Origin of the sequence: Streptomyces sp. NPDC002463 (assembly GCF_042889835.1) — a bacterium.
Lineage (GTDB): Bacteria > Actinomycetota > Actinomycetes > Streptomycetales > Streptomycetaceae > Streptomyces > Streptomyces nymphaeiformis.
On the sequence record NZ_JBIARL010000010.1, the window covers coordinates 221,261 to 245,263 of the forward strand.

The 24,003-nt window shown below is 72.9% G+C and carries 28 protein-coding genes; 19 read left to right on the forward strand and 9 right to left on the reverse strand.

What is annotated here, in order from left to right; genetic code table 11:
• The first annotated feature begins 12 nt into the window (after positions 1 to 12).
• Positions 13 to 1,188: a serine-threonine protein kinase gene (locus tag ACFYX3_RS21725; RefSeq protein ID WP_389015976.1), complete on the forward strand. Its 1,176-nt coding sequence runs from the start codon at positions 13 to 15 to the stop codon at positions 1,186 to 1,188.
• A gap of 90 nt (positions 1,189 to 1,278) precedes the next feature.
• A complete protein-coding gene (locus ACFYX3_RS21730) occupies positions 1,279 to 1,857 on the forward strand; it encodes a hypothetical protein (protein ID WP_116161835.1) in 579 nt (192 codons plus the stop codon).
• 58 nt (positions 1,858 to 1,915) lie between these two features.
• On the opposite strand, the gene soxR is transcribed toward ACFYX3_RS21730, so the two are convergent.
• Positions 1,916 to 2,386: a redox-sensitive transcriptional activator SoxR gene (gene soxR / locus ACFYX3_RS21735; RefSeq protein ID WP_376594442.1), complete on the reverse strand. Its 471-nt coding sequence runs from the start codon at positions 2,384 to 2,386 to the stop codon at positions 1,916 to 1,918.
• 106 nt (positions 2,387 to 2,492) lie between these two features.
• Between soxR and ACFYX3_RS21740 the strand changes: the two genes are divergently transcribed.
• Positions 2,493 to 2,954 (forward strand): MaoC family dehydratase, encoded by a 462-nt coding sequence (locus ACFYX3_RS21740; RefSeq protein ID WP_116161833.1) that lies wholly within the window; start codon positions 2,493 to 2,495, stop codon positions 2,952 to 2,954.
• Here ACFYX3_RS21740 and ACFYX3_RS21745 read toward each other — a convergent pair.
• The 3 genes from ACFYX3_RS21745 to ACFYX3_RS21755 all read right to left on the reverse strand — a co-directional run bounded on the left by ACFYX3_RS21745 (position 2,945) and on the right by ACFYX3_RS21755 (position 5,132).
• Entirely contained in the window at positions 2,945 to 3,571 is a 627-nt protein-coding gene (locus ACFYX3_RS21745; RefSeq protein WP_389015703.1) for a TetR/AcrR family transcriptional regulator, read from the reverse strand. The genes ACFYX3_RS21740 and ACFYX3_RS21745 overlap by 10 nt on opposite strands.
• 60 nt (positions 3,572 to 3,631) lie before the next feature.
• Positions 3,632 to 3,919, reverse strand: a complete 288-nt coding sequence (locus ACFYX3_RS21750) for a YiaA/YiaB family inner membrane protein (RefSeq protein WP_030691197.1) — start codon at positions 3,917 to 3,919, stop codon at positions 3,632 to 3,634.
• Positions 3,920 to 3,980: 61 nt separating this feature from the next.
• Complete coding sequence (locus tag ACFYX3_RS21755; protein ID WP_389015706.1) at positions 3,981 to 5,132, reverse strand: acyl-CoA dehydrogenase family protein; 1,152 nt, start codon at positions 5,130 to 5,132, stop codon at positions 3,981 to 3,983.
• A gap of 61 nt (positions 5,133 to 5,193) precedes the next feature.
• Between ACFYX3_RS21755 and ACFYX3_RS21760 the strand changes: the two genes are divergently transcribed.
• The 4 genes from ACFYX3_RS21760 (at position 5,194) to ACFYX3_RS21775 (ending at position 8,481) form a co-directional block, all read left to right on the forward strand.
• Positions 5,194 to 5,883 (forward strand): TetR/AcrR family transcriptional regulator, encoded by a 690-nt coding sequence (locus ACFYX3_RS21760; RefSeq protein ID WP_389015710.1) that lies wholly within the window; start codon positions 5,194 to 5,196, stop codon positions 5,881 to 5,883.
• 18 nt (positions 5,884 to 5,901) lie between these two features.
• A complete protein-coding gene (locus tag ACFYX3_RS21765; protein ID WP_376594447.1) occupies positions 5,902 to 6,597 on the forward strand; it encodes an ArsR/SmtB family transcription factor in 696 nt (231 codons plus the stop codon).
• Between the two features lie 66 nt (positions 6,598 to 6,663).
• Positions 6,664 to 7,578: a DMT family transporter gene (locus ACFYX3_RS21770; protein ID WP_382660377.1), complete on the forward strand. Its 915-nt coding sequence runs from the start codon at positions 6,664 to 6,666 to the stop codon at positions 7,576 to 7,578.
• 213 nt (positions 7,579 to 7,791) lie between these two features.
• A complete protein-coding gene (locus ACFYX3_RS21775) occupies positions 7,792 to 8,481 on the forward strand; it encodes a TetR family transcriptional regulator (RefSeq protein WP_389015715.1) in 690 nt (229 codons plus the stop codon).
• On the opposite strand, the gene ACFYX3_RS21780 is transcribed toward ACFYX3_RS21775, so the two are convergent.
• Positions 8,464 to 9,132: a TetR/AcrR family transcriptional regulator gene (locus ACFYX3_RS21780; protein ID WP_389015718.1), complete on the reverse strand. Its 669-nt coding sequence runs from the start codon at positions 9,130 to 9,132 to the stop codon at positions 8,464 to 8,466. The two genes, ACFYX3_RS21775 and ACFYX3_RS21780, sit on opposite strands and share 18 nt — an antisense overlap.
• A 121-nt stretch (positions 9,133 to 9,253) precedes the next feature.
• On the opposite strand from ACFYX3_RS21780, the gene ACFYX3_RS21785 reads away from it, so the two are divergent.
• The 10 genes from ACFYX3_RS21785 (at position 9,254) to ACFYX3_RS21830 (ending at position 18,116) form a co-directional block, all read left to right on the forward strand.
• Entirely contained in the window at positions 9,254 to 10,192 is a 939-nt protein-coding gene (locus tag ACFYX3_RS21785; RefSeq protein WP_116161826.1) for a DMT family transporter, read from the forward strand.
• 72 nt (positions 10,193 to 10,264) lie between these two features.
• Positions 10,265 to 11,065 carry an MBL fold metallo-hydrolase gene (locus tag ACFYX3_RS21790; protein WP_389015722.1) on the forward strand — a complete coding sequence of 267 codons (801 nt, stop codon included), beginning with the start codon at positions 10,265 to 10,267 and terminating at the stop codon, positions 11,063 to 11,065.
• 35 nt (positions 11,066 to 11,100) lie between these two features.
• Positions 11,101 to 11,802: a DsbA family protein gene (locus tag ACFYX3_RS21795; protein ID WP_184932429.1), complete on the forward strand. Its 702-nt coding sequence runs from the start codon at positions 11,101 to 11,103 to the stop codon at positions 11,800 to 11,802.
• A 220-nt stretch (positions 11,803 to 12,022) separates the two neighbouring features.
• Positions 12,023 to 13,201, forward strand: a complete 1,179-nt coding sequence (locus ACFYX3_RS21800) for an aminotransferase class I/II-fold pyridoxal phosphate-dependent enzyme (RefSeq protein ID WP_376593439.1) — start codon at positions 12,023 to 12,025, stop codon at positions 13,199 to 13,201.
• Positions 13,191 to 13,724 (forward strand): DUF6190 family protein, encoded by a 534-nt coding sequence (locus tag ACFYX3_RS21805; RefSeq protein WP_389015726.1) that lies wholly within the window; start codon positions 13,191 to 13,193, stop codon positions 13,722 to 13,724. Before ACFYX3_RS21800 ends, ACFYX3_RS21805 begins: the two co-directional genes overlap by 11 nt.
• 26 nt (positions 13,725 to 13,750) lie before the next feature.
• Positions 13,751 to 14,557 (forward strand): dihydrodipicolinate synthase family protein, encoded by an 807-nt coding sequence (locus ACFYX3_RS21810; RefSeq protein ID WP_376593436.1) that lies wholly within the window; start codon positions 13,751 to 13,753, stop codon positions 14,555 to 14,557.
• Positions 14,554 to 15,423 (forward strand): iron-containing redox enzyme family protein, encoded by an 870-nt coding sequence (locus ACFYX3_RS21815; protein ID WP_389015730.1) that lies wholly within the window; start codon positions 14,554 to 14,556, stop codon positions 15,421 to 15,423. Before ACFYX3_RS21810 ends, ACFYX3_RS21815 begins: the two co-directional genes overlap by 4 nt.
• Positions 15,420 to 15,731: a Rieske (2Fe-2S) protein gene (locus tag ACFYX3_RS21820; RefSeq protein WP_116161819.1), complete on the forward strand. Its 312-nt coding sequence runs from the start codon at positions 15,420 to 15,422 to the stop codon at positions 15,729 to 15,731. Before ACFYX3_RS21815 ends, ACFYX3_RS21820 begins: the two co-directional genes overlap by 4 nt.
• Positions 15,728 to 17,179 carry a purine-cytosine permease family protein gene (locus tag ACFYX3_RS21825; protein WP_389015734.1) on the forward strand — a complete coding sequence of 484 codons (1,452 nt, stop codon included), beginning with the start codon at positions 15,728 to 15,730 and terminating at the stop codon, positions 17,177 to 17,179. The genes ACFYX3_RS21820 and ACFYX3_RS21825 overlap by 4 nt, the downstream gene beginning before the upstream one ends.
• 4 nt (positions 17,180 to 17,183) lie before the next feature.
• A complete protein-coding gene (locus tag ACFYX3_RS21830; RefSeq protein WP_389015737.1) occupies positions 17,184 to 18,116 on the forward strand; it encodes a PDR/VanB family oxidoreductase in 933 nt (310 codons plus the stop codon).
• Positions 18,117 to 18,185: 69 nt separating this feature from the next.
• Here ACFYX3_RS21830 and ACFYX3_RS21835 read toward each other — a convergent pair whose 3' ends face one another.
• Entirely contained in the window at positions 18,186 to 19,265 is a 1,080-nt protein-coding gene (locus tag ACFYX3_RS21835; RefSeq protein ID WP_389015739.1) for a Zn-dependent alcohol dehydrogenase, read from the reverse strand.
• A 20-nt stretch (positions 19,266 to 19,285) separates the two neighbouring features.
• Positions 19,286 to 20,677: an aldehyde dehydrogenase family protein gene (locus ACFYX3_RS21840; RefSeq protein WP_389015742.1), complete on the reverse strand. Its 1,392-nt coding sequence runs from the start codon at positions 20,675 to 20,677 to the stop codon at positions 19,286 to 19,288.
• A 134-nt stretch (positions 20,678 to 20,811) separates the two neighbouring features.
• On the opposite strand from ACFYX3_RS21840, the gene ACFYX3_RS21845 reads away from it, so the two are divergent.
• Both ACFYX3_RS21845 and ACFYX3_RS21850 read left to right on the forward strand, forming a co-directional pair.
• Positions 20,812 to 21,585: an AAA family ATPase gene (locus ACFYX3_RS21845; protein ID WP_389015745.1), complete on the forward strand. Its 774-nt coding sequence runs from the start codon at positions 20,812 to 20,814 to the stop codon at positions 21,583 to 21,585.
• 41 nt (positions 21,586 to 21,626) lie between these two features.
• Positions 21,627 to 22,274 (forward strand): hypothetical protein, encoded by a 648-nt coding sequence (locus tag ACFYX3_RS21850; protein ID WP_389015748.1) that lies wholly within the window; start codon positions 21,627 to 21,629, stop codon positions 22,272 to 22,274.
• Between the two features lie 243 nt (positions 22,275 to 22,517).
• On the opposite strand, the gene ACFYX3_RS21855 is transcribed toward ACFYX3_RS21850, so the two are convergent.
• Complete coding sequence (locus tag ACFYX3_RS21855; RefSeq protein ID WP_376593425.1) at positions 22,518 to 23,255, reverse strand: class F sortase; 738 nt, start codon at positions 23,253 to 23,255, stop codon at positions 22,518 to 22,520.
• On the reverse strand, positions 23,242 to 23,988 hold the full coding sequence (locus ACFYX3_RS21860; RefSeq protein WP_389015751.1) for a hypothetical protein: 747 nt from the start codon (positions 23,986 to 23,988) through the stop codon (positions 23,242 to 23,244). The genes ACFYX3_RS21855 and ACFYX3_RS21860 overlap by 14 nt, the downstream gene beginning before the upstream one ends.
• Positions 23,989 to 24,003 lie beyond the last annotated feature (15 nt).

The following is a 24,003-nucleotide window of genomic DNA, read 5'->3' on the forward strand; positions in this document are numbered from 1 at the left end:
GCCGTGACCGGGATGAGTGTGGAGCCGTACCGGGAGATCACCTTCGACAAGGACGGCGACGGGCCGCCGGGCCAGGCCTCCGCGCTGGCCGCGCTGGCGCGCCAGGGGGTGGGCGACCTGGTGCTGTTCGCGCACGGATGGAACAACTCCCCGTCCGGCGCCACCCGCCTCTGCTCCGACTTCTTCGCCCCCTTCCCCGGGCTGCTCGCGCCGGGGACCGAGATGGGGTACGCGGGGGTGATCTGGCCCTCGATGATGTTCACGGACGAGCCGGTGCCCGACTTCAGGGCGCTCGTGACGGTCCTCCCGGAGAAGGAGCCGGTCATCGGGCGGCTCACGGAACTCCTCGACGCGGCGCCGGCGGAGGAGGCGGCGTTCGCGGAGTTCGGGGCGCTGCTGCGGGAGCTGACGGACGTGGACGCCGAGTCCGTGGCCGTACGGGAGCCGGTGCCGGAGTTCCTGGTGGGGGATCCGGTGCAGGTGTGCGCCCTGTTCACGGGGGCCCTCGAGGACTCACCTGAGGAGGACTTCTTCGGCGAAGGTCTGAAGAAGTACTGGAAGGGCGCCAAGGAGGCGCTGCGGCAGGCCACGTACTACGTGATGAAGAAGCGGGCCGGGCAGGTCGGCGAGCACGGGCTCGGGCCGCTGCTCGGGGAGGTCGCCCGGAGCGCCCCCGGGCTCCGGGTCCACCTCGTGGGGCACAGCATGGGCGCCCGGCTCGTCGCGTACGCGCTGCGGGGGCTGCCCGCGGGGGCCCGGCCGGTCGCGTCCGTGACGCTCCTCCAGGGCGCCTTCTCGCACTACGCGTTCGCGGCGCGGCTGCCGCACGACCCGGGCCGCTCCGGTTCGCTGCGGGACCTCCAGAACCGGGTCCGGGGGCCGGTCGTGGCGTGCTACTCGCGGCACGACACGGCGCTCGGGGTGATGTACCCGCTGGCGTCCCGGCTCGCGAACGACTCCGAGTCGCTGCTCGGCACGGACGACCCGCGCTGGGGCGCGATCGGACACGACGGCGTGCAGGCGGTCCCGGGGACGGCGGGCCTGAGCATCGCCGAGGCCCTGCGCTCGGGGGTGCCGGGCGTCGGATGCGTGAGCGTGGACGCGGCCGAGGTGGTCCGCTCGCACAGCGACATCTGCCGTCCCGAGCTGGCGGAGGTGGTGGTCTCGGCGTCCCGGACCGGCCGGTGATGGCTGCCATCGGAATTTCGATGGAACACGGCGGGGCTCCCGTTCGTCCCTCTGATAGCGCGGAAGGACCAGCGGCGGAGGTGGCGAGGGATGGCCGGTTTCCGGAGTCTCGCGAGACAGGTGCGCGATCCGGGGTGCGACACGGCGCTGCGCAGGTACTCACTGCGCAAGTGCCTGGAGAGGTTCGCGCCCTACGGGCACCGCGCGACCTGGGACCATCTGTGCCGCAGACACAGATTCGGTCCCGAGGACCGGGAGCTCGACCCGCAGCGGCTCGTGGCCGCGCTCGACGAGCTGGAGGAGGCGCGGGCGGTGTGGCTCGCGTACGAGGAGCGGTTCGCCGCGCGGCGGCGGCGCGAGAAGCACGAGGGGCTGCGCGGGCTGGGCGCGCTCGACGACTGGCACCGGCGCGTCTGGGGCGGCAACGGCGTGGTCCGCTGCGGGGACCCGGCGGTCCACCCCTCGGACCCGCTGCCGGAGGTGCTGCGGCGGCTGATCACCGCGCTTGAGCGGGGGCCGGGCGAGGAGTGCCCGGTGTGCGGGGGGCCGCGGATCGAATGGGCGGGGCTCGGCCCGGCGTGCGGCGACTGCGGGGTGGGGGTCCCCCGGGCGGTCCTGACGACGGGAGCACTGACCCGAGCCCGCCGCCCCCTGGCCCCGGCGGCGTGACCCGGGTCGCGGACGGCGCCCCGCCGCCCGTTGCGGCCGGGGCTCGCGCGAGTGCCGGCTACTCCGTCGGCGGGCGGCGGATCGGGAGGAGGCGGGAGCCCGCCATCTGCTCGCCGAGGCGGTCGTCGGGGTTGGACAGGACGCAGGTCTCCAGGGAGAGGCACCCGCAGCCGATGCAGTCCGTCAGATGGTCGCGCAGCCGGCCGAGCTGCTTGATGCGCTCGTCGAGTTCGGTGCGCCACGCCCCGGACAGCCGCGCCCAGTCCTCGTTCGTGGGCGTGCGTTCCTCGGGGAGCTGGGCCAGTGCCTCCCGGATGGTGGCGAGGGGGATGCCGACCCGCTGCGCGGCCCGGACGAAGGCGACGCGGCGGAGCGTGTCGCGGCCGTAGCGGCGCTGGTTCCCGCTGGTGCGGCGGCTGGTGATGAGCCCTTTCGTCTCGTAGAAGTGCAGGGCGGAGACGGCGGCCCCGCTGCGGGCGGAGAGCTGGCCGACGGTGAGTTCGTGGATCTTCTCTGGAATCTGCGGCACCCGCAGAACCCTACTGGTGCGCCGGTGGCGGCCGTTGACAGCTGCCCCCGCACCCCACATGCTGAGCAAGCGCTTAGACAGCCGTCACCAGAAGGGACCGGGACACATGGCCGAGCCGAGGATCTTCACCTCCGCCGAGGAGCTGCGCGCGGGGGTGGGCGAGCAGCTGGGACACAGCGACTGGCTGGAGATCGACCAGAAGCGGATCGATCTCTTCGCCGAGGCGACCGGGGACCACCAGTGGATCCACGTGGACCCGGAGCGCGCCGCGACGGGCCCGTTCGGCTCGACGATCGCGCACGGCTATCTGACGCTGTCGCTGCTGCCGCTGTTCGTCCCGCAGGTGCTGCGGGTCGAGGGCATGAAGATGGGCCTCAACTACGGGACGGAGAAGGTGCGTTTCCCCGCCCCGGTCCCGGTCGGTTCGCGGCTGCGCGCCACCGCCGTCCTGACGAAGGTCGAGGAGGCGGGCGGCGGCGTGCAGGTGACGGCCGCGGTGACCGTGGAGCGCGAGGGCTCCGAGAAGCCGGTCTGCGTGGCCGAGTCGGTCTCGCGCTACTACTTCTGAACGCCGACCATGCGGAGGACGAGGCCGGCGTAGAGCACGCCGACCTCGTCGGCGGTGCGGCGGCCCTGGGTGTTGAACCAGCGCGAGACGTCGATGCAGAGGGAGAGCACGGCGACCGCGGTGCCGGACACGTCGAGCACGTCGAACTCGCCCGCCGCCGCGCCCTCTTCGAGGATCCGGCGCACGGTCGCGTCGGACTCGCGGCGCAGCTGCACGATCTCGGCGCGGTGCTCGGGGCTGAGCGCGTCGAGCTCGTACTGGACGACGCGCGCGGTCGTGTGGCGCTCGGCGTGCCAGCGGACGAAGGAGCGCACCGCGTCGGCGAGCCGCTCGGCGGCGGTGCCCTCGCGGTCGGCCGCGGCCTTGAGGATCTCCAGGGCCCGGTCGTGGCCGATGCGGCTGATCCGGTGGAGCAGCTCTTCCTTGGTCTTGTAGTGGATGTAGAGCGCGGCGGGGCTCATCCCGGCGCGGCCGGCGATGTCCCGGGTGGTGGTGGCGTGGTAGCCGCGCTCGGCGAACGCCTCGACGGCGGCCACGAGCAGCCGTCGGGCCGCCTCGGGCGTGACCTCGCCCCAGGGCACGTCCTCGGCCCCGGGCGTCTCCTCCGCCGCGCTCATCCCACACTCCTTCTCGGTCCCCGTCAGGACGAACACCATACAACGAGGGTGAGCAAGCGCTTAGAGCTTCTGGAAGGGGTCGTGCTCGGCGAGGAGCTTCTCCAGGCGGGCCTGGTCGACCCGGCTGACGATCTGGCCGGCCTCCTGGCGGTCGCGGACGACCTTGGCGAGGGTGAAGGCCGAGGTCGTGAGGTAGAGGACCGAGATCGCCAGGAAGGCCCGGACCCAGGCGCTGGCGTCGAGCTGGAAGATGCCGATGCCCACGGCCGCGATCGCGATCCCGAAGGAGATGACGGCCTGCATGTAGTACGCGGCGGTGTTCTGCTGCTTGACCGGTGTGTCGCTCATGCCGCCAAGGATCGGACGGATGTGGCGGGCGCCACATCCGTCCGCGTACTCAGCGAGGTACTCAGAAGGCCGAGACCCCCGTCAGCGCCCGGCCGATGATGAGCTTCTGGATCTGGCTGGTGCCCTCGTACAGGGTCATGACGCGGGCGTCGCGCACCAGCTTCCCGACCGGGTACTCGTCGATGTAGCCGTAGCCGCCGAAGACCTGGAGGGCGTTGTTCGCGGCGCGGACGGCGGCCTCGGAGGCGTACAGCTTGGCCTTGGAGGCGGCGGTGGCGAAGTCCTGCCCCCGGTCGATCAGGTCGGCGACCCGCCAGGTCAGCAGCCGGGCGGCGTCCACGTCGACGGCGATGTCGCTGAGGAGCTCCTGGACCAGCTGGTAGGAGGCGATGGACCGTCCGAACTGCTCCCGCTCCCCCGCGTACCGCAGGGCCGCGTCGAGGGCGGCCTGGGCGATGCCGACGCAGCCGGCGGCGACCGACATGCGGCCCTTGGCGAGGGCGGACATGGCGACGGCGAAGCCCTTGCCCTCGGGGCCGAGCATGGCGTCCGCGGGGACGCGGACGCCCTCCAGGACCAGTTCGGCGGTGGCCTGGCCGCGCAGGCCGAGCTTGCCGTGGACGGGGCGGCGGGTGAGGCCGGGGGTGTCGGTGGGGACGAGGAAGGCGGAGACGCCCTTGTGGCCCGGGGTGTCGTTCGTCCGGGCGAAGAGCAGGACGAGGTCGGCCCAGGTGCCGTTGGTGATGAACATCTTGCTGCCGTCGACGACGTACGCGTCGCCGTCGCGGACGGCGCGGGTGGCCAGGTTCCCGGCGTCGGAGCCGGTGCCGGGCTCGGTGAGGCCGAAGCAGCCGAGCGCCTCGCCGGCCGCGAGCCGGGGCAGCCACTCCCGCTTCTGCGCCTCGCCGCCCCAGGAGGCGATCGTCTTGGCGACCAGGCCGAGAGAGACGGAGACGATGCCGCGCACGGAGGAGTCGCCGCGGCCCAGCTCCTCGGTGACGAGGCAGTACGCGAGGTGGTCGCCGCCCGAGCCGCCGTACTCCTCGGGGATCGTGAGTCCGAGGAAGCCGACGGCGCCGAGCTTCTTCACGATGCCCCGGTCCACCTCCTCGGCACGGTCCCACGCGGCGGCGTGCGGGGTGACCTCGCGCGCGACGAAGTCCTCGGCGAGCCGCCGTACGGCCTCCTGCTCCTCGCTCAGTTCCAGATTCATGCGGTGCCACCCCACTCGGCCATTTAATTACCACTGCTAGTTTTTGTTGTGCGGGCCTACTATGTGCGCCATGGCCCGACCGCGCAAGCCCCTGCTCAGCCGAGAACGCATCGTCGAGACGGCGGGCGCGCTCGTGGACGCGGAGGGCCTCGCGGCGCTCTCCACCCGGCGGCTCGCCGCCGAGCTCGGGGTGAGCGGGCCCTCGCTCTACAACCACTTCCGCACCAAGGACGAGATCCTCGACGCGGTCGCGGACGCGGTGAGCGCGAAGATCGACCTGTCGATGTTCACGGAGGGCGACGGCCGGGACTGGTGGACGGCGCTGCACGACTGGGCCGTCTCCTACCGCGCCGCCCTCACCGACCACCCGCACATCGTCCCGGTCCTCGCCCAGGGCCCCGGCCGCCGCCCGGCGGGCCTCAAGGTCGCCGACGCGGTCTTCGGCGGGATGGTCCGCGCGGGCTGGCCCCCCGCCCAGGCCACCTCCATCGGCGCGCTGATGCGGTACTTCATCACCGGCTCCGCCCTCGGCTCCTTCGCCCGCGGCTTCGTCGACGACGAGACGGCCTACGACCCGGCCGACTACCCGCACCTCGGCCAGGCCCACCTCCTCTCGGAACACCGCCAGAAGGTCGACGAGGGCGCCTTCGAGACGGGCCTGCGGGCGCTGCTCGACGGCCTGCGCCTCCAGTACGAGGCACTCCCGGCCCACCCCCGGACCCCTCACATTTCGGCCGCCGCCGAAGCGTGAGTGCGGCAGGCTTGCCCCATGGCAGCCAGTGATCTCGCCGCGCTCGCGGCGCTCTTCGCGGACGAGAGCCGCGCCGCGTTCCTGCTCGCCCTGCTCGACGGGCGGGCCTGGACCGCCGGGGAGCTCGCCCGGCACGCCGGGGTGGCGCCGTCCACCGCCAGCGAGCACCTCGGGAAGCTGGTCGCGGGCGGGGTGCTCGCGGAGGAGCGGCAGGGCCGGCACCGGTACGTACGCCTCGCCGACCCCGGCATCGCACACCTCGTCGAGGACCTGGCCGCCCGGTCCGAGCCCGAGGTGCCCGCACCGCCGCGCTCGCTGCGGGCCGCGAGCGCCGGGCAGGCGATGGCACGCGGCCGGACCTGCTACGACCATCTCGCCGGACGGCTCGGCATCGCGGTCACCGACGCCATGACGGACCGCGGACTGCTGCGCCAGGACACCGGGTTCGCGCTCACGGACCGGGGCCTGGCCTGGTTCGACGAGCAGGGCATCGCCCTCGTACGGAAGGGGCGGCGGCCCGTCGCGCGCGGCTGCCTCGACTGGACCGAGCGCCGCCCGCACCTCGCGGGACTCGCGGGCGCCGCACTGTGCCGGCACGCGCTCGACGCGGGGTGGTGCGTACGGATCGGGTCGGAGCGGGCGGTGAAGGTGACCCCGAAGGGCGAGACGGCCCTGCGGGACGTCCTCGGCATCCCGGCGGCGGCGCTGCGCTGAGCGGGGCGTACCGCTCCGCCCGATATTGCGGTGAGCGCCGAACCGTTCGCGGCCTACCGTCGGGGGATGCAGAAGCAATCCTCCCGGCTCGCGCTCGGCGCCGCCGGTGTCACCGTCGCCCTCTGGGCCTCCGCCTTCGTCTCGATCCGCAGCGCCGGGGCGGCCTACTCCCCCGGCGCGCTCGCGCTCGGCCGGCTGCTCGCCGGGTCGCTGGTGCTCGGGGCCGTGCTGCTCGTACGACGGGAGGGGCTGCCGCCGCGGGCCGCCTGGCCGGGGATCGTGACCTCGGGGCTGCTCTGGTTCGGGGTGTACATGGTGGTCCTGAACTGGGGCGAGCAGGAGGTCGACGCGGGCACGGCGGCGATGGTCGTGAACATCGGCCCGATCCTGATCGCCCTGCTCGGCGCGCGGTTCCTCAAGGAGTCGCTGCCGCCCCGGCTGCTCGCCGGCATGGCGGTCTCCTTCGCGGGCGCGGTGACCGTCGGCCTGTCGATGTCCGGCGGCGGCTCGGGCGGCCACGCCTCCGCGCTCGGGGTGGTCCTCTGCCTGCTCGCGGCGATGGCGTACGCCGGCGGGGTCGTGGCCCAGAAGCCGGCGCTCGCGCACGGCAGCGCGCTCCAGGTGACGACCTTCGGGTGCCTGGTGGGCGCGGCGGCCTGCCTGCCGTTCGCCGGGCAGCTGGTCGAGGAGGCGGGCCGGGCCCCGCTGTCGGCGACCCTGAACATGGTCTACCTGGGGGTGTTCCCGACCGCTCTCGCGTTCACGACCTGGGCGTACGCCCTCGCCCGTACGACCGCGGGCCGGATGGGCGCGACGACGTACGCCGTGCCCGCCCTCGTGGTGGTCCTCGCCTGGGTGTTCCTGGGTGAGCTGCCGGGTCTGCTGACGCTCGCCGGGGGTGCGCTGTGCCTCGCGGGCGTGGCCGTATCCCGCTCCCGGTCGCGGGCCGCCGCGACCGCCGGAACGGCCGAATCCACCTGACAGGTCATACCTCCGGTTCCGGTCAGTTCGTGGGCGGCCCGTGCGGGGCGGGCGCCCGCGACCTGGGAGGAAGACGGGTGTCAAGCCCCAGTTCCGGCCGCCCGGACGGAACGCCGCGTTTCACCGCCCCCCGGCCGGATAGTTTCGAGACGGTCACAGGCGCGGGCCGGAACACAACCCTCCGGCCCTTCTCGCAAGTCCACGGGGGAGCTCATGGCGATTCAGCAGCGGGCGGAGCGGACGAGACAGTCGATCCTGTCGTCGGCCGCGCAGGTGTTCGACAGAGTGGGCTACGAGCGGGCGTCGCTCGCCAGGATCGCCGGCGAGGCCCGGCTGACGACCGGCGCCCTCGTCTTCCACTTCGCGACCAAGGCGGAGCTGGCGACGGCGGTGCGCTGCCGGGCCCGCGCGGTCACCCGGGTCACGGTCGAGTCGGCCTGCCTGTCCACGGAGGGCGTGGGCGGCACCGCGATCGACAAATTAGTGATCACCACCCACGCCCTGATCCGGCTCTTCGAGACCGATCATGTCGCGCGGGCGGGTGAACGGCTCTCCCGCGAGCTGCAGCCGACCGGCCCCGGCCCCGGGCACGAGTGCCCCTGGCGGCGCGAGGTGTGCCGGCTCGCGCGGTACGCGGTGGCGGAGAACGCCCTGCGGCCGGGCGTGGACGCGACGGCGGTGGCGGCGCTGATCGGCTATGTGATCACCGGGGTGGAGCTGGAGATGCGCCGTCCGAGCGCGCCGTCCAACGAGCCCTGGCCGACGGAGAGCGGCGCCCTGCACGATCCGGCCGAGGAACGACTCGGCCGCATCTGGGAGTTGATCCTGCCGGGACTCGTCCACCCGGCGGCCCCGGCGCCGTCGAAGGCGCCTTCGGAGGGCAGGTCAGCGACCGCCTCCTGACTCGAGGAGCCGGCGGGCGAAGACCGCCAGCGAACCTCCGATGCGCTCGGCCGAGAGGCCGAGCTGGTGCCGCTGGAACTGGAAGAGCTCGGGTGACAGCGGACTGAGCGCGATGTCGATCAGCGGGTCCGGGTCCTCGACCCCGTGGTCGACCAGCAGGGTCCGGACGTGGACGCGCCAGAATCCGTACGCGCCCGTCCGGAACCGCGCCGGGCCGGTCTCCGCCCCGAGCGCCAGCGGCAGATGCCGCTCCAGCAGATCGAGCATCGCCAGATAGAACGCCGCGAGCCGCTCCCCGGCGGGTGCACCGGGTCCGAGCGGCGGCGGTCCGTAGATGAGCTGCCCCTGCAGCCGGCGCTCGTGCTCGTCGAGCAGCGCCACGGCGACCGAGGACGGGTCGGGGAAGCTCCGGTAGAGCGTGGCGCGGCCGACGCCCGCGGCCTTGGCGATCTCCCCCATGGTGACCGCCCGCGGGTCCTGTTCGGCGAAGAGCTGCTCGGCCGCGGAAAGGATCTGGGCGCGGTTGCGCTCCGCGTCGGCGCGCCTGCGCGGAGCGACCGGCTGGTCGTCCGCGGACTGAAGATCACCGAGGAGTCCGCCGACCCGGTGCACGGAGGCGGCTCCACGACCTCGCTGCTCGTCGTCGCTCATGGATCGACCTTACTTCCCCTGGAGCTAAGTGGACACCTTGTCCGTTTGCCATGTTGCGTGGCATGCTAAACGGACTCAGTGTCCACTTATCCGCTCGCCATCCCGCCCCAGGGAGATCCAGATGCACACCGCGCTCCTCGCCGCGGCCCTGCTGGTCGGCTGCCTCCTGGCCGTCCAGGCCTCGGTGAACCTCCAGCTCAACGCGGCCGTCGGCACCCCGTACGGCGCCTCCACCATCCAGCTCGGCGTGGCCACCACGCTGCTCGTCGTGCTCGCGGTGGCCGCCGGCGCGCTCGGCGCGCTCGGCAAACTGCCCGACGTGGAGTGGTGGCAGCTGCTCGGCGGACTCGCCAGCCCGCTCTACATCACCAGCGGCATCCTGCTGTTCCCACGGCTCGGCGCCCTCGCCGCCGTCGGACTCTTCGTCACCGGCCAGATGTTCGCCTCGCTCGCCCTCGACCTCTTCGGCCTCCTCGGCCTGAAGCAGAAGGACCTGAGCGTCGGCATCGTCCTCGGCGCCCTCGCCGTCCTCGCGGGCATCGTCGTGATCATCCGGGGCATGAAGGCCGCGGCCCCTCCCGGCGCCCCCAAGATGTCGAGCGCCGGCCGCGTCGGCTGGCTCGTCCTCGGCATCGTGGCCGGCGGCGTGCTGCCGGTGCAGGGCGCGGTCAACGCCCAGCTGCGCGCCCAGCTGAAGCAGCCCATCACCGTCGCCGTGATCAGCTTCGCCGTCGCGACCTTCACCATCGCCGTCGTCCTGCTCGTGCTGTACGCGACCCGGAAGACCCCGAAGCCCAAGATCGCCCCGCTGAAGAAGATGCCCTGGTGGGGCTGGCTCGGTGGCGCCTGCGCCGCCGCGTACGTCACCGGCACCTTCCTGCTCATCCCGACCATCGGCGCGGCCGTGACCATCGCCCTCACCGTGACGGGACAGCAGCTGACCTCCGCGCTGATCGACCACAAGGGCCTGTTCAAGCTCCCGCAGCGCTCCCTGACCAAGCCGCGCGCCCTGGGCCTCGCCCTGCTGATCGCCGGATCCCTGACCATCCAGCTCGTCTGACCGAGGCCGGCGTCTCCCCCGGGTCCCCGCCCGGGGGCCCCGGCCCGCTCGGTGCGTCACGAAAGGTTTGCCATGGATACGACCTACTCCGCCGGGCCGGACATCCACGTCCTCCCCTCGGCCCTGCCCATCCCCGGCCTCGGCGACCAGCCGGTGAACGCCTTCCTCGTACGGTCCGGACAGCCGCTCCTCGTGGACACCGGCATGCCCGTCGACCGGGAGGGCTTCCTGGACTCCCTCTGGAAGCTGATCGACCCGGCCGATCTGCGCTGGGTCGTCGTCACCCACGACGACCGCGACCACACCGGCGCGCTCCGCGCGATCCTCGACGCCGCGCCGAACGCGAAGGTGCTCGCCAACGCGATATCACTGACGCGAATATCCGAAGAGTTCAGCATTCCGCAGGAACGGGTAGTAACCGCGAACCCGGGAAGTCGCGTGAAAGTCGGCGATCGTGAGCTGAGTTTTCACCGGCCGCCCACCTTCGATTCACCCGGAACGCTCGCCGTGTTCGACCACTCCGATGGAACGCTCTACAGCTCCGACAGCTTCGGCACCGTCGTCGAAGAAATTAAGCAGGACTTCACCGACCTTTCCGAGGAGGAATTCTTCCACGGCTTCGAGGTCCTGAACCGTGCCATTGCCCCGTGGACCGCGCTGGTCGACGAGGCGAAGTTCCTGAAGCCCGTGCACGACCTGGCCGCGCTGCGCCCCGCGCGGCTGCTCAGCGCCCACGGACCGACCGTCGAGGAGAGCGCCGTGCCCCGGCTCTTCGACGCGATGGCCCGCATCCCGTCCCTGCCCGCCTGGCTGCCCGGCGCCGACCTCGACCTCGAGGCCGCGCTGGACGCCCACGAGTCCACCGCCGGCTGAGCACCGCTCCGCCCGCACCTGAACCGAGGAGAACCATGTCCGACCCGACCACCGCCGATCTGACCCCGCCGCGCGGAGTCGTCACCGTCTTCTCCGACATCTGGTGTTCCTTCGCGCACATCGCCATCCACCGGCTGCACGCCACCCGGGCCCGCCTCGGCCTGGAGGAGCAGGTCTCCTTCGACCTGCGCGCCTTCCCGCTGGAACTGCTGAACGACGCCCCGAGCCCGCGCCCGGGCACGGACAGCGAGGTCGCCCGGATGGCCAGCCTGGAGCCGGCCGCCGGCTGGCAGCTGTGGCAGGCCAAGGACTGGCTGTACCCCTCGACGACGCTGCCCGCCCTGGAGGCGGTGCTCGCCGCCAAGGAGCAGAGCCTGAACGCCTCGGAGCAGCTCGACCTCGGGCTGCGCCGGGCCTTCTGGGCCGAGTCGCGCTGCATCAGCCACCGCAAGGTGATCCTGGACGTGGCCGCGGAGACGGGCGCCGTCGACGTCGACGCCCTCACCGAGGCACTGGACGACGGGCGGGCCCGCCGGGCCCTCTCCGACCAGGCCGCGCTGTCCAAGAGCGACCGCGTGAACTGCAGCCCCCACCTGTTCCTGCCCGACGGCTCCGACCACGCCAACCCCGGCATCGACGTGGGCTGGGAGGGCGCGTACGGCATCGGCTGGCCGGTGATCGCCTCCGACGACCCGAAGGTGTACGAGGACATCCTGCTGCGGGCCGCCACGGAATAACCGTATGAGCCGCCGCCGGCGGCCACATAATGGGAACGACGGCCAGGCATTCCTTTTTCGAGGAATGCCTGGCCGTCGTTCCCTTTTTTCTTCCGCAGAACATCGCGGTGATTATTAATTGCGTGACCCGGCCGTTATTCGCAAGGCCGCTCGAAGCTCCTACAGTCGTTTGCGCCGCCGGAATTCCGGACGAGTTTCGTATCGACAGCGGGAGTTCTTCATGTCGTTGACCGACAAGGCAGACGTCAGCACCTTCGTCGACCTCACCCAGCACGAGATCGAGGCGCTGAAGACCCGGTTCAACCTGGCCGACGCCCACACGCACCAGCGTCAGTCCGCCTCGCAGGAGCGGATCGTCTCGCGGCTTCCCGAGCTCTGGCACGAGTCCGAGTCGAAGCAGCAGGCCCACTTCGAGCGCCTCTTCGTCGACGCCTTCTTCCGCCTGCACCAGCAGCCCACCGCCCGGGCGATGGACCGCACCCTCCTTTCCTACTCCGCCAGCGTCTCCACGATGGTCGCCGGCATGTTCCTCAAGCAGCGCGGGATGTCCGTGCAGCTGGTGGAGCCCTGCTTCGACAACCTGGTCGACCTGCTGCGCAACATGCAGGTGCCGCTGGGACCGGTCGACGAGTCCGTGCTGCACGACAAGGACTCCATCTACGAGCGTCTGGTCGAGGCGGTCCACGCGGACGCGATCTACCTGGTCGACCCGAACAACCCGACCGGTTTCACCCTGCTCGCCGAGAAGCTGGAGGGCTTCCGCGAGGTCGTCCGCTACTGCGTGGACCACGACAAGGTCCTGGTGATGGACTTCTGCTTCGCCTCCTTCGCGCTGTGCGACGAGGGCATCGGCCGCGTCGACATCTACAAGCTGCTCGAGGAGTCCGGCGTCACCTACATGGTCATGGAGGACACCGGCAAGACCTGGCCGATCCAGGACGCCAAGTGCGCCATGATCACCGCCAGCCGGGACATCCAGGAGGAGGTCTACAACCTCCACACCAGCGTCCTGCTGAACGTCTCGCCGTTCGTCCTCAACATGGTCACGCAGTACATCGAGGACTCCATCGAAGACGGCTTCGCCTCCGTGCGCGACATCATCAAGACCAACGGCGACGCCGCCCGCGCCGCCCTCGACGGCACGATCCTGGAGTTCCAGGAGCCGGTCGTCGGCACCAGCGTCGCCTGGTTCCGGATCAAGCCGGAGCACCTGACCGCCACCCAGCTCCAGGCCGTCCTCTTCGACGAGGAGGTGTACGTCCTGCCGGGCACCTTCTTCTACTGGAACGCCAAGGAGAAGGGCGAGCGCTTCGTCCGCCTGGCCCTGGCCCGCGAGCCCGAGGTGTTCGCCGGCGCGATGGAGCGGATGCGGAAGGTGCTCGAGCGCTATGCGGCCTGACGCCCCCGACGCGACTGACCACGCCCCCACGGTGTTCATCGACGCCACGCTCTTCATGGGCATGCACAGCACGGACGACGCCGTCCGGACCGGCGCGAAGGCCTTCTTCGCCGACCGGCTGGCCGCCGGGGACGCCGGCCGGGTCGTCATGAACTGGGAGCAGGTCGGCCGCTGCGACGACCTCGTGTGGGGCTACGAGCGGAAGATCCAGGACGAGTACTACCCGTTCATGGACGTCCTCCACACCGACCTGGCCATCGACCGCGTCCCGTACGACGAGGGCGACCTGCGGCGGGCCTTCACCACCCCCGCGCTCGAAGGCCTGCCCACGCACGAGCGCCTGCTGCTCGCCCAGGTCATCGGCCGGGGCGGGGAGCTGCACACGGCGAGCCCCCGGCTGCTCCGGACGACCGGCCTGCCCGTCGTGCCGGTCGGCGCCACCGCGGAACCCTCGTTCCCCGCGTACCTGGAGGACCTCTACCGGCGCTCGCTGGTGCTGACGGTCGACTCCGACACCCTCTGAAGACCTTTCCGAAGGGCACCCCACTCATGCCTGACACCTACTCCGGTACGGTCGTCCCCCTGATCACGCCCCTCGACGAGCACGGCACCGTCGACGAGCAGAGCGTCGTCCGGCTCCTGGACCACATCCGCGCCGAGGTCACCGGCCTCATGCCGGCCCTGACCTCCGGCGAGGGCTGGAAGCTCGACGCCCGGCAGTGGCAGGACGTCGTCACGTACACGGTCAAGCACGCGGCCGGCCTCCCCGTGCTCGCCGGCATCCAGCTGCCCGACACCGCCTCGGTGATCGACCGGGCCCGCACGGCCGCCGAGATCGGCGCCGACGCCGTCGTCGTCACCACGCCGTTCGGCGCGGACGTGACGCAGGACCAGATCGTCGAGCACTACCAGGCGATCCGCGCGGCCCTCGACATTCCGATCTTCCTCTACAACGAGGAGGCGCTGTCGGGCAACCGCATCGAGTTCGAGACCCTGATCCGGATCTGCAAGGAGATCCCCGGGATCGTCGGCATCAAGGAGTCGAGCGGCGACGCCGCCTTCACCCGCAGGATGGCCGAGGCCGGCACCGGCATCCCGGTCTTCGAGGGCTGGGAGAACCTCCTCGTCGACGCCCGCGGCATCCAGGGCTTCATCGGCCCGCTGGCCAACCTCGAACCCGCCCTGTGCAACGCGATGCTGGTCGACCCGACCCCGGACCGCCAGGCGGAGATCAACACCGTCTGCGAGAAGTACGGCGTCTTCCGCGACGACTGGTACCGCTGGGTCAAGAAGGAGCTGCACACCCGCGGTGTGATCAGCTCCCCCACCACGCACGAGGAGGCGAAGGCGGCATGAGCACCACCCCCGCCTCCCCCGTCCCGGTGGTCGCGCACTCGGTCGCGGCCCCGGCCGCGACCGCCCAGCGCGAACTCCACTCCCTCTACCGGCGGGTGCCCAACCTCGGCGACTACGGCTCGATGGCCGCGATCGAGGAGCGGTGGATCCTGCCGAAGGCGCGGGCCTACGAGACCTCCGCCCCCGCGTTCGGCTCGGCCGGCGAACTGCTCCAGGCACTCAAGGAGTTCCTCGCCGAGGAGGAGGCCGCGCTCCCGGAGAGCGCGACCTTCCTCGCCGAGCACGCGACGCTCGACCAGTTCAAGGTGATCGTCCGGCAGTTCGCGCTCGACGGGCTCACCGAGTCCGAGTCGCTGCTGCCGGTCGTCCCCCGGCTGCCCTACCGCTCGGCGATGGCGGTCTTCCGGGTCCTCATCGACGAACTCGGCTGCGGCAACGAGGAGAAGGCGCACTCCCAGCTCTACCGGGACCTGCTCACCGAGTTCGACATGAGCCTGGAGCTCGACGACTACCTCGACGAGACCACCCCGGAGTGCTACGCGTACGTCAACATGTTCCACTGGCTGGCGAGCCGCGCGTCGTCCCCGCAGTACTTCCTCGGGGCGTACGCCTACTTCGAGACCAGCGTCCTGTACGCCTTCCAGAGCTTCGCCCGAGCGGCGCGGCGCCTCGGGATCGTCCACGACGCCTACTACACCGAGCACCTGTACATCGACTCGTACCACTCCAACCACATGCGTACGGCGATCCGCGCGCTCGACGAGCCGGACTTCGCGAAGATCTGGGCGGGCGTGCGGCTGGCCTCCGACATCGTCGGCGAGGCCCAGGAATCGGCGATCGCGCTGGCGCGGGAGACCGTCGCATGACGGCCGTGCCCGCCGGGCGGCGGGGCTCCGGCGAGCCCGTCGTCCGTCAGGTGACCGAGGACCTGGTCCTGGTCGAGGTCGGCGGCCGCAAGGTCCTCGCGGCCGCCGTCTGCCCCCACCGCGGGGGCCGGCTCAAGTACGGCAGGGTCGACGGGGACAGGCTGCGGATCACCTGCCCCCTGCACCACACGACCTTCGACCTGACCAGCGGCGAGCGCACCTCGGGGGCGGCCTGCGCCGCCCTCCGGGTGGTCGACGTGCTGCCCGGCCAGGACCGTCCCGAGGACCTCGCCGGGGGCGCCTCATGACCACCACACCGACCGGGGCGGCGTCCAGCGTGACGCCGCCCCGTGCGGCGGTCGACCACGACGGCATCGCGCCGGTGCCCGAGGAGGAACGCACCTCGACGCCGGGCGACTTCGGCTGGATCTGGCCCTCCGCGCAGTTCTCCTTCGGCACGGTGGTGCTCGGCGCGCTGCCCGTCGTCTTCGGTCTCGGCTGGTGGACGTCGGCGAGCGCGATCGCCGTGGGCGTCGCCGTCGGGACGGCGCTGCTCGCGCCGCTCGCCCGGTTCGGCGTCCGCACCGGCACCAACGATCCGGTGTCGAGCGGGGCGCACTTCGGGGTGCGGGGCAGGGTCGTCGGCAACATCATCACGGTGGTGACGGCGCTCGGCTTCTTCGCCATCGCGGTGTGGACGGGCGGCACGGCCGTCATGGTCGCCGGGCACCGGCTGTTCTCCACGCCGACGGGTCCGGGCGCGCTGACCGTCGCGATGTTCGTGACGGCGGCGGCGGTGGCGCTGGTCGCCGTGCGCGGCCACGAGACCCTGGTCCGCACGTACCGGATCACCGCGGTCACCGGCGGGGCGGTCCTGCTCGGCACGGCCCTCGTGCTCGCGCCGAAGTTCGACCCGGGGTACGCCGGCGGGCCCCTGGCGCTCGACAGCACCCTGCACACCTGGCTGCTCGCGGCGACCGCGTCCGCGACCGTGCCCCTGTCGTACGCCACCTTCCAGGGCGACTACACCCGCTACATGCCGGCCGCCACCCCCACCGGCCGGGTGGTGCGGGCCAGCGGGATCTCCATGTTCCTCAGCAGTCTCGCGGCGCTGCTCACCGGCGCGTACGTGACGACCCTCTTCCCCGTGCCCGACGAGCCGTGGCTGCAGGGCCTCACGGACGCGGTGCCGGGCTGGTTCGCGGTGGCCGTGGTGCTCTTCGGCTTCGCGGGCACCCTGCCGCAGGCCGGACTGTGCCTGTACGCGGCCGGTCTCTCCGCCAACTCGGTGTTCTGGCGCTCCTCGCGTGCCGCCGTGACCACGGTGGTCGCGCTGCTCGCGGCGGCCGTGCTGTACCTCGGGGCGGTGGTGTACGACGCCATGGACGCCATGTCGGCGTTCGTGACGCTGCTCCTCACCGTCGTGGCCCCCTGGGCGGCCGTGCTCTCCGTCGGGTACGTGCTCCACCGGGGCCGGTACGACGCCGAGGCCCTGCGGGCGTTCACCACGGGCGGCGGCGGACGGTACTGGTACACCGGCGGGGTCAACCCGCGAGCGGCCGCGGCCTTCGCGGTCGGCGCCTTCGTGGGCGTCCTCTGGGTCAACAACCCGCTGTACACCGGGCCGTTGACCGGACTCACGGGCGGCGTGGACCTGAGCCTGCCGGCCTCCTTCCTGGTCGCCGCCGTGCTGTACGGGGTGCTGTGCCGAATATGGCCGGAGCCGCTGCTTCCGCCGACACGAGCTTCGAGGTGATGCGATGTCCGACGCCATGCCGATGGTCCGGCTGACGGTCCGCTCGGTCGCCGAGGAGGCGGACGGCGTACGGGGCCTGCTCCTGGCGGATCCCACGGGCGCCGACCTCGCGCCCTGGGAGCCCGGTGCGCACCTGGAGGTGACGCTGCCGTCCGGGGCGGTCCGGCACTACTCGCTCTGCGGCGATCCGGCCGACCGGAGCGTCTACCGGCTCGGGGTGCTGCGGGAGCCGGCCGGCCGGGGCGGCTCCGAGGAGATCCACACCTCGGTCGGGGAGGGCACGGTCCTCGGCGTCCGGGGCCCGGTCAACCGCTTCCCGCTGGTGCCCGCCGAGCGGTACCTGTTCGTGGCGGGCGGCATCGGCATCACCCCGCTGCTCCCGATGGTCCGCTCCCTGCCCCCGGGCTCGTGGTCCCTGCTGTACGGCGGCCGGAGCCTCGCCTCCATGGCGTACCGCGCGGAGCTCTCCGCACTCCCCGGGGTCACGCTCGTCCCGCAGGACACGGAGGGGCTGCCCGACCTGACCGCCGTCCTGGCCGAGCAGCCCGCCGGAACGGCCGTGTACTGCTGCGGCCCCGAGGGGCTGCTGCGGGCGGTCGAGGACCGGTGGGCGGGACCGCTGCACGTGGAGCGGTTCGGTGCGGCTCCGGTGGAGCGGGCCTCCGGCGAGGGCGGGTTCGAGGTCGAGCTGCGGCGGACCGGGCGGACGCTGCGCGTGGAGCCCGGACGGACCCTTCTCGACACCGTGCGTGAGGTGGTGCCGGGTGTGGCGTACTCCTGTGAGGAGGGCTGGTGCGGCACCTGTGAGACGAAGGTGCTCGCCGGGACGCCCGAGCACCACGACACCGTCCTCGGCGAGGACGAGAAGGCCTCGGGGACGACGATGATGATCTGCGTGGGGCGCTCGCGGGGCGAGCGTCTCGTCCTGGACCTGTGACGCCGGGAAGCCCGTACCGGAGTGTGTGCCGGTACGGGCTTCCGCGTGTCGGGGCTCACCCGTCAGGGCTCAGAAGACGACCAGGGCGCGGCCGCCCTTGCCCGCGAGCATGTTCTCGAAGGCCCCGGGGATTCCGTCCAGGGTGATCCGCTCGGTGACGAGGGCGCCGAGGTCGAGGCGGCCGGCCCGGATGTGCCCGGCGAGCACCGGCAGGTCCGCGGCCGGGTTCGAGTTGCCGTAGACGCAGCCGGCCAGGGTGCGGCCCCAGTGGAAGATCTCCAGGGCGTTGAAGGTGACCTGCTGGTCCTTGCCGCCGATGCCGACGACCGTGGTGCGGCCGCCGCGGCGGGTGGAGTCCCAGGCGGTACGGATGGTGACGGCGCGGCCGACGCACTCGACGGCCACGTCGACGCCCTGGCCTCCGGTCAGCTTCCGGATGTCCTTGGCGGTGGTCTCCGAGGCGACGACGTACTCGGTGGCCCCGGCGGCCCGGGCCAGGACCTCCTTCTCGGGCGAGACGTCGACGGCGACGATCGTCGACGCCCCGGCGATCCGGGCGGCCTGGATCGTGGCGAGGCCCACCCCGCCGACGCCGAAGACGGCGACGGTCTCGTTCTCCTGGACCCGGGCCGAGTGGTGGACCGCGCCCCAGCCGGTGAGGACGGCGCAGCCGAGGAGGGCGGCGTCGGTGAGCGGGACGCCGTCGGGGACGGGCAGGACGCAGTTCGCCGCGACGACCGTCTCCTCCGCGAAGGCGGCGACGTTGAGGCCGGGGTGGAGGTCCCTGCCGTCCTCGGTGCGGGCGTGGATGTTCGCGGCGCCGGTCAGGGCGTTCGCGCAGAGCCAGACCTCGCCGAGCGAGCAGGGGTGGCAGCTGCCGCAGGACGGCGCCCAGTTGAGGACGACACCGTCGCCGGGTGCGACGTGGGTGACGCCTTCGCCGACGGAGACGACGGTGCCCGCGCCCTCGTGGCCGAGGACGGCCGGGACGGGCACGCGCATCGTGCCGTTGGACAGGGACAGGTCGGAGTGGCAGACCCCGGCGGCGGCGAGCCTGACCCGGACCTGACCGGGTCCGGGCTCGGGGAGTTCGATGCCGGTGATCTCCAGCGGAGAGCCGATGGCGGGCAGGACGGCGGCGCGGATCACGCTGTTCGCTCCTTCTGCGCTCAGAACTGCAGGGACTTGGTCTGGAGGTACTCGGCGAGGCCGTGCGCGCCGAGCTCCCGGCCGACGCCGGACTGCTTGTACCCGCCGAAGGGGGCCAGCGGGTTGAAGCGGCCGCCGTTGATGTCGACCTGGCCGGTGTCCATGCGGCGGGCGAAGGCGACGGCCGCCTCGGGCTCGCCCCAGACGGCACCGGCGAGGCCGTAGACGGTGCCGTTGGCGATCTCGAGGGCCTCGTCCTCGTCCTCGTACCGCAGGAGCGACACGACGGGTCCGAAGATCTCCTCCTGCGCGATGGTCATCCCGGGGGTGACGTCGGCGAAGACGGTCGGGGAGACGTAGTAGCCGGTCTCGCGCGGGGCCTCGGGGCCGCCGGCGACGAGCCGGGCGCCCTCCTCGACCCCCTTCTCGATGTAGCCGCGGACGCGCTGCTGCTGCTTGGCGTTGACGAGGGGGCCGACGCGCTCGCCGGGGACGTACTTGGCGACGGCCTCGGCGGCGAGCGCCACCGCCTCCTCGTACCGGTCGGCGGGGATCAGCATCCGGGTCCAGGCGCTGCACGTCTGGCCGGAGTTGGACATGACGTTGGCGATGCCGACGGCGACGGCCTTGGCGAGGTCCGCGCTCGGCAGGATCACGTTGGCGGACTTGCCGCCGAGTTCGAGGGCGACCCGCTTGACGGCGCCGCCCGCGAGGGCGCCGATCCTCTTTCCCACGGCGGTGGAGCCGGTGAAGGAGACGAGGTCCACGTCCGGGTGCTCGGCGAGCGCCTGCCCGGCGACCGGGCCGAGGCCGGTGACCAGGTTGAAGACGCCGGCCGGGATGCCCGCCTCGTGGACGGCCTCGGCGAAGAGCTGGGCGGTGAGCGGGGTGTCCTCGGCGGGCTTGAGGACCGTGGTGCAGCCGGCGGCGAGGGCCGGGGCGACCTTGGCGACGATCTGGTGGAGCGGGTAGTTCCAGGGGGTGATCGCGGCGACGACGCCGACCGGCTCGGCGTAGACGGTGGAGTTGCCGACCTTCTCCTCGAAGGAGTGGGTGGCGGCGAGCTCGGCGTAGCTGCCGGCGACGGCGATCGGCAGCCCGGCGTGGACGGCGGCGGCGAGCTGCGGCGGGGCGCCGAGCTCGGCGGTGACGGTGGCGGCGATCTCCTCCGCGCGGGCGGCGAGCGCGTCACGGAGGGCGGCGATGCGGGCTCCGCGCTCGGCGGGCGGGGTGGCCGCCCAGCCGGGGAGCGCGGCGCGGGCGGCGCGTACGGCGGCGTCGACGTCCTCGGCGGTGCCTGCGGGGACGTGGGCGATGACCTGCTCGTCGGCGGGGTTGACGACCGGGATGGTGTCCGTGGAGGAGGCGGGGCGCCACTCCCCGCCGATGTACATCGCGTCGTGGGCCTTCATCCGCTGTCTCCTCAGCTTGCCGGTACGTCGTCCGAGTGGGCGGGACCCAAACTAGCGCTGTTAGTTTTTGGACGCCAGGGCCTGCGGGAGTGCCCAGGGTCTCACCCCCGTGTGGGCGATCGCCCCGCAGGGCGATGGGGGGTCCCCTGCTCGAGCGGAACGACTGCCCACAACGGGGCAGGGCGCAGGCCCACGCGGCCCGCCGGGCGATCGAACCCGAGCCGGCACCACGGGCGGCTTCCTCCTGTCTGACGGCCGAGGGCGCGCCGCTCCGCCTCGATCCGCGGACGGTACGGATCGACGCCGACGAGGCCGAAGCCCTCGCGGAGGCGGCGCTCGCCCATGGCGGGCGCGCCGGACTCGCCGCCGCCGTCGAGGCGTTCACGGACGACCTGCTGCCCGAGGACCGCTACGCGCCCTGGGCGGAGCCCCGCCGTGAGCGGCTGACCTCCCTGCGGGAACGCACCCTGGTCGCGCTGGCCGCCGCCCATCTGACGGCCGACTGCCCCGAGGAGGCGGTGGCTGCGGCCGAGCAGGTCCTGCTGGCGGCGCTCCTGCCGTCCTTGGGGCGGGTGCCCGCCAGGAGTGGACGCAGTCCCGAGGAGGAGCGGGACCGGCTGTTCCGGGCGACGGCCGGGCTGCTCGGAGAACTGGCGGCGGAGCGGCCCGTGATGGTGGTGCTGGACGATCTCCACGCGGGGGACGCGGGCTCGTTCCAGCTCCTCGGCCATCTTGCCCGGCGGGCGCGGGAGGGGGGAAGGGCTTGGCGATTTCTCGCCACTGTCCGCCCGGGGGAACTCCCCGCCGCCGACCCGCGCCGCCAGGTCCTCGACCTGCTGATCCGTCAGTCGCCGGCGGCCGTGGTCGAGCTGCCGCGGCTCTCCCGCGAGGCCTGTCTGGGGCGCTGACGGCCGACGCGCCGGGCACCGGGAGCGCCGTCCCCGAGCGGGTGTGGGGGCTGTCCCTCGGGAATCCGCTGTTCGCCCTCGAACCGGCCCGCGCCGTACGGGACGGGGAGGGCCGGGCCGGCGCTCCGGAGGGTGTGCGCCAGCTGGTGGCCGAGCGTCTCGACCGGCTCGGCCCTGCGGCCCGCCGGGTGGCCGACGCGGTCGCGGTCGCCGGTCAGGACGCGGCCCTCACCGAGGTCCTGGACGCGGCCCGGCACGGCGGCCATCCGCGGCTGTCGGCCGCCGAGGCCACGGAGGCCGTGGAGGCGGCCGTCGCCGCCTCGGTGGTGGAGGAGCGGCAGGTGGTGTCCGAGGGCCGGCCGGTGGACGGACTCGCCTTCCGCCGTCCGCCGGTCAGACTCACCTGCTACGAGGGCCTGTCGGCGGTCCGGCGCCGGCTGCTGCACTCGGCGTACGCGGAGGCGGCGCTCCGCCGCCCCGAGGCCGTGGACGCCCTGACCGCCCACCTGACCCGGGCCGACGACCCGCGTGCCACCGGCTATCTGAGGCCCGTGCGGTCCACGCCGCCGCGCCGGCCGCACTCGGCCGGGAGCGCGGGGCGGCGGCCGGATTCGACAGCGCGGCCGCCCTCGCGGAGACCCTCCCGCACCCGGCGGGCGCCCGCCGGGCGGCGTGGGCCCGCGGGGTGAGCGGGCCGGACGGCCGGACGGCACGCACCGGGCCCCCGATGGGCTGAAGTGATGGGCTGAAGGGGGCTTCTCCGGACCGGGGGTTGGCTCCGGGGGACGGCCCGAAGCCTCACGGCTCCGAACCCGGGGGGGGGGGAGGAGGACGCCGCACGCCCCGGTCGGCGGAGCGGCTGGGTCCGTCGGGCGGGGCGTGGGTTCGTGTGCGGGTTCGGCAGGCCGGGCCGTGGGGCCCGGGAGCGGCGGTCAGATCTTCTGGGCGATCTCGGTGAGGTGGGCGAAGACCACGATGTTCGCCTCGTAGCCCTTGCCCCGGTCGAAGGCTCCGCCGCAGGTGAGCAACCGCAGCTCGGGCCGCCCGGTGTCTCCGTACACCTCCTTGTCGGGGAAGTCGTTCTTGGCGTACGTCTCGACGCGGTCGACCGTGAAGACGGCGACCTTGCCGTCGGCGCGGGCGACCCGGACGGTGTTGCCCTGGCTGAGCGAGTTGAGGTTGAGGAAGACGGCGGGCCCGGTGCGGGTGTCGCGGTGGCCGACGACGACGGCGGTGCCGCGTTCGCCGGGGGCGGGCCCCTTGGCGTACCAGCCGACGACGCGGGGGGCGTCGACGGGCGGTGTGCCGAGCCGTCCGGTGGCGTCGAGGCCGAGCTCGATCACGGGGGCCTCGATGGTGATGGCCGGGACGGCGACGGTGACGGGACGCGACCGGGCCATCGGTGCGGGCGGGGGCTCGGGCCTCGGCGCGGGCGCGGCCTTGGGCACGGACCGGGGCTTCGCCCTGTGGGCCAGGGCGGCGGGCGCTCCGGCCGCCGGGCCGACCCGGCCGTGGGCGGCCGGGGCGGCGGCGAGCGGCGGGTCGGCCGGTTCCCCGTCACCGGCCCACCAGATGCCTCCGGTCACCAGGGCCGTGGTCACCACCACGGTCCTGGTGAGCCGGAGCAGGCGCCGCTGCCTGCGCGTGAAGCGGGACCTACGCGGCGCCATTGTCGCGGCGGCGCGAGCGGCGGATCAGGACGAGTCCGGCCGTGCCGGCGAGGCCGGCGGCGACGGCCGCCCCGATGCCGAAGGCGGAGGAGTCCTCGGCGGCGATCTGCGCGCTGCCGCCGCCGCCCGCGCCGACCGGGCCGTGGGGCCCGTGGCCGTGGCCGCCGCCGTTGCCGCCGTTGCCGTTCCCTCCGTTCCCGTTCCCGCCGTTGCCGTTCCCGCCGTTGCCGTTCCCGCCGTTGCCATTGCCTCCGTTGCCGTTGCCTCCGTTGCCGTTGCCTCCGTTGCCGTTGCCTCCGTTGCCGTTGTCGCAGTTCACCCGGAAGACCTTCGACTTCGCGGCGCCGTTCTGCCCCACCCAGGTCCATTCGACCTTGTACATGCCGCTCGCCAGGCCGGTGATGTCGTCCGTGTGCCCGTCACCGTTGCCGTCGACGGCGATGCTGCCGTTCTTCAGCGACGGGTCCTGGTTGCCCGGCAGACCCGGCTGCGCGTAGATGTTCCACTGGATGCTCTGCAGACCGTCGAAGTTGAAGGCGGCGAAGCGGAAGACGCATCCGACCTGGGGCTCGTTGGCCTGGCTGCTGTCGGGGGTGCCCTGCCGGTGGACCTTGACGTCGCCGTTGTCGCCGGGCGCGGCGAAGGCCGCCGGGGCACCCCCGAGGGTGACGGCGCTGAGCGCCATGGTGGCGAGCGCCGCGCGGAGCAGGGCGCGGGTGGGGGGTGTCGTCATGGCGGAGGTCCTCCG